The sequence below is a fragment of the Micromonospora phytophila genome (genome assembly GCF_023656545.1).
Taxonomy (GTDB): domain Bacteria; phylum Actinomycetota; class Actinomycetes; order Mycobacteriales; family Micromonosporaceae; genus Micromonospora; species Micromonospora phytophila.
Genome location: NZ_JAMOKF010000247.1, coordinates 1 through 8,376, shown reverse-complemented (window position 1 = coordinate 8,376; position 8,376 = coordinate 1). Strand labels below are relative to the sequence as shown.

Genomic DNA, 8,376 nt, shown 5'->3' with positions numbered 1-8,376 from the left:
AGCGCCCGGCCGCCACCGGTCGCCGTCGGCCCGCCGGGGCCGCCCGGCGCAGCCGACCCCAGGGTTTGTACGTGGAGAGCACCGTCGCCACGATCAGCAGGGTGGTGGAGACGGCGGGGGCGACCACCAGGTCGATCCGTTCGCGGGTGGGGAAGGCCGCGCCCGCGATCCCGGCGTGCCGCAGCTTCGGCGTGAGCAGCAACAGCACCAGCCCGGTCATCACGGTGGTCAGCAGTAGCTTGACCAGCACCCAGCGGTGCCGCAGCAGCCCCCACGGGGTGAACAGGGCGCTGGCCACCCCGACCAGCCAGACGACTACGCTGAGCGGCGCGAACAGGACGGTGCCGACCAGCGCGGCCACCGGGTAGACGGTGGCCGGGTCGGCCCCGCGCAGCACCGCGACGCCGAGGGCGAGCAGCACCAGGTCGGTGCCGAGCCAGCCGAGCGAGGTCACCAGGTGCAGGGTGAGCAGGGCCTTGCGGGCGGGCGGCGGGAGTCGGCTCATGGTGGTGATGCTGCCGGCCCGCCGGCCCCGCGTCGTGGGCCCGGTGACGACATCCGGCGTACGCCGGTGGGCGTAGGGCCGGAGCGCCGGCGTCCCGGGCGAGCCGTCGGGCCGCCCGGGACTGGGGCGTCAGTAGACCGACAGGTGCACGTGGTTGGTGTGGTCGCTGGACGGGTCGCCGTTGGCGCCGCTGTACGACTTCCACCCGCTGCTGGGCAGCCAGATCTGCCGGTACCAGATCACGTAGAGCACCGCGAGCTGGTCGTTGTTCCGCACGAAGTACGCCGCCAGGTTGTTCCCGTACGTCTTGTCGCCGCCGGTGGCGTCCCCGCCGAAGCCGCTCGTCTGGGCCGCGAAGTCGCAGGCCCGGCCCTTCGGGTGCTCGCCGGAGCCGCCGGGTCGGTAGCAGGAGACGTAGCGGGTGAAGCCCGCCGCCTTGGCCTGGTTGAGCGCGTGCAGGGTGCGCGGGGTGATGCAGCCGTCGGCGGGCGTCGGGTCGTTGACGCTGCACGACTCGGACGGCCAGGAGCCGTCGGGGTTGCGCGGCGCCGCCCTGGCCGTCGCGGTGGAGGTGCCGCTGGTCGAGCCGCTGTCGACGCGGGGCTGCGGCCGGTTGGCGACGGTCAGCGCCCGCTCGGCCTGCTCCTTGCGCTTGGTCATCAGGGTGACCTGCTTGCGCTGCTCCCGGATCTCCCCGTCCAGCGCGATCCTGGTGCGGTTGGCCTCGTCGCGGGTCTCCTGGAGGTCGCGCAGCGCCCGGTCCTCGTTGGCGGCCACCGCGTCGAGCGCGGCGGCCCGGTCCAGGAACCCGTCCGGGGAGCTGCTGTTGAGCAGGGCGGACGCGACGCTGAGCCGACCGGTGCGATACGCCACCCCGGCGATCTCGCCGACCTTGCTGCTGCGCTCGGTCAGCTCGCTCTCGGTGGTCTTGAGCTGCGTGTTGAGCTGCTGCTGCCGCTTGACCGAGGTGTCCAGGGCCCGCTTGGCGTCCAGGTAGCCCTTGCTCGCGGCTTCTAGCTGGGCGCGCAGGGCGGGCGTGCCGCCCTCGTCGTCCTGGCCGGGGGCCGGGGCGAGCAGGCCGGTCCGGGCGGCGGCCACGGCCGGGGCGGCGGTGACCGGGGTGACCGCGGCGCCGAGGGCGAGCGTCGCGGCGATCAGGGCCGCCATCCGGGCGGCGCGTCGTCGTACAGGTGGCACTACTGGCATGCATGTGTCCTTCCGTCAGCCGCCGACCGGGTTAGCTGACGGGTTCGGGACGGAAGATCCCTACCGCTGACGCGGATGCACCCCACGAACATGGTTCCCCGGTACGCCCCCGCTGGGCGATTAGGCGGCGGCCACCGCCGGCACCGGAGGGTGCCGCCTGGCGGAGGCCGGGACCGAGCCTACCGGTGCCGGTGTGGCGATTGCAGCAGAAGTGACTCTCGGTGCGCGCCCAACTAACTCTAATTCCGACATAACCCAACAAGGTCGACCCGGAATTAAGGTTGTGCTCATCACCACTCGACGGCCCCGCAGGCCCCGGGAGACGCTCCGGGCTCGATCTGCAACGTGGCGTGCTCGATCCGGAAGTCCTCGTGCAACGCCGTCCGGGCCGCGGCCAGCACCGCGCCGACCTCCGCGTCGGGCGACATGGTCAGGTGCGCCGAGGCCACCTCCATCCCGGAGGTCAACGTCCAGACGTGCAGGTCGTGCACCTCGGCGACCCCGGGTACGGCGGCCAGCCGGTCGTGCACCGCGGTGACCTGGAGGTGCTCCGGAGCGGCCTGCACCAGGATGCGCAGCGCGGCCCGCCCCAGCCGCCAGGTGCGCGGCAGGATGAACACCCCGATCGCGACCGCCACCAGCGGGTCGGCCCACCACCAGTCAGTGGCCGAGATCAGCAGGGCGGCGCCGATCACGCCGAGCGACCCGAGTAGGTCGCCCAGTACCTCCAGGTAGGCGCCGTGCAGGTTGATGCTCTCCTTCGCCCCGGCGCGCAGCAGGGCGAAGGCGGCCAGGTTGGCGAGCAGGCCCAGCGCGGCCACCACGAGCATCGGGCCGGCGAGCACCTCCGGCGGGTCGCCGAACCGGCGTACCGCCTCGACCACCACGTAGACCGCGACGCCGGAGAGGAGCACGGCGTTGGCCAGGGCGGCCAGCACCTCCAGCCGGTAGAGGCCGAAGGTGCGCTGCGGGTCCGCGCTGGACCGGCGGGTGGCGGTGATCGCGGCGAGGGCCATGCCGATCCCGAGCACGTCGGTGAACATGTGTCCGGCGTCGGAGAGCAGGGCCAGCGACCCGGTGCGGAAGGCGGCCACCGCCTCCACCACCATCAGGGCGCTGAGCAGACCGAACGCGGCCCAGAGCCGGCCCTGGTGGCGGTGCGCGGCGTTCGCGACCGACCCGTGGTGGTGGTCATGACCTGCGCCCACCCGCTCACCCTCCGTCACCCGTCCGGACCACCGCCCAATCTATGCTCACATCGCTATGTGTGCAAGTGACGGGTCGGCGGCCGGGGCGGGTTCAGCCGGCCGCGTCGATGGTGGTCAGCCGCTGGGTCGCCCGGGAGAGCGCCACGTAGAGCGTGCGTACCCCCGACCCGGGGTCGGCCCGGATCTCGCCAGGGGCGACCAGCACCACCCCGTCGTACTCCATGCCCTTGGCCTCCAGGCTGGTCACCACCTGCAGCCGCGACGCGCCCAGCCCGCCCAGCCACCCGGCCACCTCGTCGCGGCGGGGCACCGGCGTGATCACGCCGACCGTGCCGTCCACCTCCGCGAGCAGCCCGGTGGCCGCCGCCACCACGGCGGTCTCCAGCTCCGCGGGCGGCACCACCAGCTCGACCGGGTCGACGCCGGTGGAGCGCACGGCCCGGGGCAGCGGGAGGTCCGGGTAGAGCCGGCGGATCTCGGCCGCCGCCACCGCGAAGATCTCCGCCGAGTTGCGGTAGTTCGTGGTGAGGGTGAACTGCTGCCGCTTCCGCCGGCCCAGCGCCTGGTCCCGGGCCCGGGTCAGCTCCTCGGGGTCCCCGGTCCACGCCGTCTGCGCCGGGTCGCCCACCACCGTCCAGGAGGCCAGGCGACCGCGCCGGCCGATCATGCGCCACTGCATCGGCGAGACGTCCTGCGACTCGTCGACCACCACGTGGGCGTAGTCCCGGTAGTCCTCGGGGCGCTCCCGGGCCGCCTCCCGGGCGGCGCGCTGCCGGTCGGCGTGCGTGCTCAGCTCCCGGACCCCGCCGGCGAGCTGGAACGGGTCGCGCTTCGCCCGGGCCGGCTTCACCGGCTTGCCGAGCAGCGCGTCCAGCTCGTCCAGCAGGGCGATGTCGGCGATCGTCAGCCCCTCGCGGTCCAGGCCCCGGTACGCCTCGGCGAGCAGCCGGATCTCCCGGTTGGCGAGGATCCCGCCGGCGTAGCGGCGCAGCCGGTCCGGGCGGGCCAGCCAGCCCAGCACGTGCCGGGGGTGCAGCCGGGGCCACCACGCCTTGAGGAACTCCCGGAACTCCGGCCGGTCGACGATCTCGTCCTCGAACGCGCGCTGCTCGGGCAGCCGGCCGATGCCCGAGCGCCGGGCCTGCGCCCAGAGCGCCGCGAAGACGCCGTCGAAACCGGCCCGGCGCACCTCGTTGCGGCGGGCGCCGCGCTGGAGCACCCGGTCCCGGATCCCGTCCAGCTCCCGGCGGTCCAGCCGCAGCAGCGTGCCCCGGTAGAGCAGGCGCAGCTCGGCCGGCCCGTCCGGTACGGCGTCCCGGGCCGCCCGCTCCAGCACCCGGCGCATCCGCAGGGAGCCCTTGACCGACGCCACCTCCGGCGGGTCGGTGCGGGTGGCGCTCATGCCCGGGAAGAGGGTGCCCAGCGAGTGCAGGGTGGCGGTCTCCTCACCCAGCGACGGCAGCACCGAGGCGATGTACTCGACGAAGACGGAGGACGGGCCGACCACCAGGATGCCGCCGCCGGCGTACCGGCTGCGGTCGGAGTAGAGCAGGTACGCGGCCCGGTGCAGGGCGACCGCGGTCTTGCCGGTGCCCGGGCCGCCGGAGACGATCGTCACGCCCGAGCCGGGGGAGCGGATCGCCTCGTCCTGCTCCCGCTGGATGGTGGCGACGATGTCCCGCATGCCCCGGCCGGTGGCCTTGGAGAGCGTGGCGAGCAGCGCGCCGTCACCGACCACCGTCATGTCGGCCGGGGCGGCGCCCGGATCGAGCAGGTCGTCCTCGATCCGGGTGACCCGCTCGCCGGAGGACTGGATCATGCGGCGCCGCACCACGCCCAGCGGCTGCGCCGGGGTGGCCTGGTAGAAGGCGGCGGCGGCCGGGGCCCGCCAGTCGACCACCAGCGTGGTGGCGTCCTCGTCCCGGATGCCGAGCCGCCCGACGTGCAGCACCTGCCGGTCGTGCAGGTCGAGCCGGCCGAAGACCAGCCCCTCGTGCTCGGCGTCGAGGACGTGCCGCCGCTGCGCCGCGTGGAACACCATGGCGTCCCGCTCGACCAGCGCCCCGAAGTTGCCCACCCGGGCGAGGCGGTACCCGTCGCGCTCGGCGCGGACCGCGGAGCGGCGTAGTTCGGCCAGTCGGGCGTACACCCGGTCGAGGTGCCGCTGCTCGACGGCGATCTCCTGTTCCAGGGTGGTCCGGTCGCTCAACGCTCGCTCCTCCTGACGTCGGCGGCGGGCGACGCGAAGCACGCGGGCCGCGCCAGGCCAACCGCAAGAGGGTACGGCCCCGACGCGACGGGCCGCGCCCGAGGTGCGGGAATGGATTCCCGGTCACTCCTGCCGGGCGGCGGCGGGAGCGGTCCGAGGCTCGGCGAACGGGGTGCCGGAGAGCACCTGGCGCAGGACGGCCCCGACGGCGGCGTTGACCTCGTCGGGGCGTTCCATCATCAGCATGTGCCCGGCGCCGGGGCAGACGGTCAGCTCGGTGGCCGGCAGCGCGGCGGCGATCGACTCCGCGCACGGCGGTGGGGTGAGCCGGTCGCGGTCGCCGACCAGCGCCGCCGCCGGCAGGTGGGCCAGCTCCGCCAGGGTCTCCAGCCGGTGCTGTGCCCCGATCGAGGCGCGGAACCCGCCGATCGAGCGGAGGGAGGCCCGGGCCACGGCCGAGGTGACCAGCCGGATGTCGTGCGCGTCGCAGCGGTCGCCGAAGAGCATCCAGCGGATGCTCGGGCGCAACGCCCGCAACAGCGCCCGGGGCGGTCGCCAGGAGCCGCACCGGGCGAGCACGCCCGCCCCGGTGGTCTCGGCGACCCGGATGAGCCGGGCGATCCGGGGCGAAAGCCCGTACGCGGTGTGGGTGTGCCCCTCGGCGGTGGTGGCGACGAAGACCAGCCCCGCCGTCCGGGCGGCGAAGTGCCCGGGGTGGCGGTGCGCGTACTCCATGATCGTCATGCCGCCCATCGAGTGGCCGACCAGCACCACCCGCCCGGTCGGGACCACCGCGTCCAGCACCGCGGCGAGGTCGTCGCCGAGCTGGGCCAGGGTGGCGGTGGGCAGCGCCATGCAGCTGGACCGGCCGTGCCCCCGCGCGTCGTAGGTCACCACGCGCACCGAGCCGTCGAAGCGTTCCCGCAGGTCGGCGAGCTGTCGGTGCCAGGCGCGCCCGTCCAGCGTCCAGCCGTGCAGCAGCACTGCGGTGACCTCGGCGTCGGCCGGTCCGGTCGTCTCGACGTGCAGGCGTACGCCGTCGGCAAGACGCACCTCGACGTGCTCCGGCATCGCCACCTCCCCAGGGCCGAACTGATCCGCGCACCGGGGATACCCGGCGGTAACACCGGCTACCCGTCATGACACCGCGCCAACCCTGTCGGTGAGAAGGTTCGCAACCCGGCCCGCGGTGCCGGCCGGCCGGCCAGGCTGGGGGCATGGGGTCGCCCCGGACGGCGCTGGCCGAGCTGCTCGCCGGCAACCGCCGGTTCGTCAGCGGCCAGCCGATCCACGGTCACGACGTGACGGCCGCCGCGGCCGCCGCCTCCGGCGATCAGCAGCCGTACGCGGTGCTGCTCGGCTGCATCGACTCGCGGGTGCCCCTGGAGGCGATCTTCGACCAGACCTTCGGGTCGATCTGCGTGATCCGCACCGGCGGGCACGTGCTGGACCGGGCGGTGCGCGGCTCCATCGAGTACGTGGTCGGCGAGCTGGGCGTGCCGCTGGTGATGGTGCTCGGGCACGAGCGCTGCGGTGCGGTCGCCTCGACGGTGGGCGCGCTGCGCAGCGGTCGCACCCCGGGCGGCGCGCTGGCCCATCTGGTCGAGCAGATCGCCCCGGCGGTGGCCGAGGTGGGCGTCGACGACCCGCGGGTGCATCCGCTGGCCGTCCGGCGGCACGTGCTCCGTACGGTGGCCGCGCTGCGCGCCGACGACCTGCTCGCCGCCCCGGTCGCCGCCGGCCGGGTGGCCGTGGTGGGCGCCCTCTACGACCTGGCCAGCGGCGAGGTCGTGCTGCTGGAGCCACCCTGACGCCCTGACGCCCGTCGCCCGCCGGGGCCGTCGGGCCGCTGGTCTGCTCCGGGGGGCCCGGACGCGGCGTGGCCGGGTGCCCTCGACAGACGCGGAACCGCCCGCCGGGATGATCCCGACGGGCGGTTCAGGTGTCGCGTGGGGGAGGGGCTCAGCCCTCGAAGACGCCGGCCTCGACGAGGCGCTTCTCGGTGGCGTCCCAGCCGTCACCCGGGTGGGTGGCGTTGAGGCCGTTGATCTCCGCCCGGATCTTGGCGGCGTGACCGGCCGCGGCCAGCACCCGGATCTCCTCGACGAAGGCCTCGGAGTCGGTGCGCAGGTGCACGGTCTTGCCGTTGGTCAGGTTCCGCACGTAGGCGTGCTTGCCGCCGTTGAGCGGGATGAGGTACTTGAACTCGCCCAGCACGCTGAGGGCGCCACCCTGGCCAGCCTGGCCGGCCCGGACTGACGCGCGCGCGGTCTTAGAGGTGTTGCTCGCCACGGAGGTACTCCTTGCAAGACGTACGGGAGGACGGAACGTCCGGGGGCTGTGCGAACCGCACTCGGTGAGTGGGCCCGCGGAAGATGTGCGCGGCACAGGCCGCCGATGGAACTGTACACGACCACGATCCCTGGCTGGTCATCGCGTCGTAGGGGGTCAACGGCCCTCACCCGTCCGGCTATTCCGTCGGCGAATTTTCCGATTCCCTGGCGCACCATCCGTCACACGAGTCATCATGTGTTCCAGTAGCCACTCGGGCGGACGAGGTCGTAGGGGAAGACGCACCTCGCTCTCCGGGAGGTCACCGTGCCAACGCGTGGCGTCGTATACGTCCACTCGACCCCGCTCGCCGTGTGCTCACACGTCGAGTGGGCGATCGCGCGCGTCCTTGTCGCGCCGGTCAACCTCGAGTGGACGGCTCAACCCGTCGATCCCGGCGCCCGCCGGGCCGAGTGCGGGTGGACCGGCCGTCCGGGAACGGGCGCCGAGCTGGCTGCTGCCCTCCGGCAGTGGCCCATGATCCGTTTCGAGGTCACCGAGGAGCCGAGCCCCGGCGCCGACGGTGAGCGCTTCATGTACGTCCCCGGGCGGGGCCTGTTCCGGGCCACCGTCGGCGCGGCCGGCGACATCCAACTCGGCGAGGACCGGCTGCGCAGCATCATGGCCGGCGCTCGGGCACCGGAGGCCCTCGCACACGCCCTGGACAAGGCGCTCGGCACCGCCTGGGACGCCGAGTTGGAGCCGTACCGCTACGCCGGCGACGGCGCACCAGTGACCCTGCTCACCCGCGTCGGCTGACCTCCGCCGATCCTGGACCGGTGGCGCCCCGTCCGCATTCCGCCGGCGCGAGGAGGAAGGTCAAGTTGCCCCGATAAGGGGGGCACTGGTGGGATGGGGCGCGTGTCGACCAACCCGCGCCGCGCCGGCGTCGCGCTCGCCGTCCTGACCGCGCTGCT

At 74.2% G+C, this 8,376-nt stretch carries 8 protein-coding genes and 1 riboswitch; of the genes, 2 read left to right on the top strand and 6 right to left on the bottom strand.

Annotated elements, in window-relative coordinates; translation table 11 throughout:
* The 5 genes from NCC78_RS23265 to NCC78_RS23245 all read right to left on the bottom strand — a co-directional run.
* On the bottom strand, nt 1-505 hold a 505-nt coding region (locus tag NCC78_RS23265), incomplete at its 3' end, for a hypothetical protein (protein ID WP_250797049.1).
* Nucleotides 506-634: 129 nt separating this feature from the next.
* The gene (locus NCC78_RS23260; RefSeq protein WP_250797048.1) at nt 635-1,711 is read right to left on the bottom strand and encodes a coiled-coil domain-containing protein; all 1,077 of its coding nucleotides are present in this window, start codon (nt 1,709-1,711) and stop codon (nt 635-637) included.
* 4 nt (nt 1,712-1,715) lie between these two features.
* Nucleotides 1,716-1,848, bottom strand: a riboswitch (cyclic di-AMP (ydaO/yuaA leader).
* Between the two features lie 153 nt (nt 1,849-2,001).
* The gene (locus NCC78_RS23255; RefSeq protein WP_250797046.1) at nt 2,002-2,919 is read right to left on the bottom strand and encodes a cation diffusion facilitator family transporter; all 918 of its coding nucleotides are present in this window, start codon (nt 2,917-2,919) and stop codon (nt 2,002-2,004) included.
* A gap of 91 nt (nt 2,920-3,010) precedes the next feature.
* Complete coding sequence (locus tag NCC78_RS23250) at nt 3,011-5,128, bottom strand: HelD family protein (RefSeq protein WP_250797045.1); 2,118 nt, start codon at nt 5,126-5,128, stop codon at nt 3,011-3,013.
* Nucleotides 5,129-5,251: 123 nt separating this feature from the next.
* A complete protein-coding gene (locus NCC78_RS23245; RefSeq protein ID WP_250797044.1) occupies nt 5,252-6,199 on the bottom strand; it encodes an alpha/beta fold hydrolase in 948 nt (315 codons plus the stop codon).
* 146 nt (nt 6,200-6,345) lie between these two features.
* Between NCC78_RS23245 and NCC78_RS23240 the strand changes: the two genes are divergently transcribed.
* Nucleotides 6,346-6,939 (top strand): carbonic anhydrase, encoded by a 594-nt coding sequence (locus NCC78_RS23240; protein ID WP_250797043.1) that lies wholly within the window; start codon nt 6,346-6,348, stop codon nt 6,937-6,939.
* Nucleotides 6,940-7,090: 151 nt separating this feature from the next.
* On the opposite strand, the gene NCC78_RS23235 is transcribed toward NCC78_RS23240, so the two are convergent.
* The gene (locus NCC78_RS23235) at nt 7,091-7,420 is read right to left on the bottom strand and encodes a hypothetical protein (RefSeq protein ID WP_250797042.1); all 330 of its coding nucleotides are present in this window, start codon (nt 7,418-7,420) and stop codon (nt 7,091-7,093) included.
* A gap of 306 nt (nt 7,421-7,726) precedes the next feature.
* Between NCC78_RS23235 and NCC78_RS23230 the strand changes: the two genes are divergently transcribed.
* Complete coding sequence (locus tag NCC78_RS23230; protein ID WP_168001300.1) at nt 7,727-8,218, top strand: DUF3145 domain-containing protein; 492 nt, start codon at nt 7,727-7,729, stop codon at nt 8,216-8,218.
* Nucleotides 8,219-8,376: the final 158 nt, after the last annotated feature.

Coding starts and splice junctions, on each gene's coding strand:
- NCC78_RS23260 (WP_250797048.1), bottom strand. CDS start 1,711: ATGCCAGTAGTGCCACCTGTACGACGACGCGCCGCCCGGATGGCGGCC.
- NCC78_RS23245 (WP_250797044.1), bottom strand. CDS start 6,199: ATGCCGGAGCACGTCGAGGTGCGTCTTGCCGACGGCGTACGCCTGCAC.
- NCC78_RS23240 (WP_250797043.1), top strand. CDS start 6,346: ATGGGGTCGCCCCGGACGGCGCTGGCCGAGCTGCTCGCCGGCAACCGC.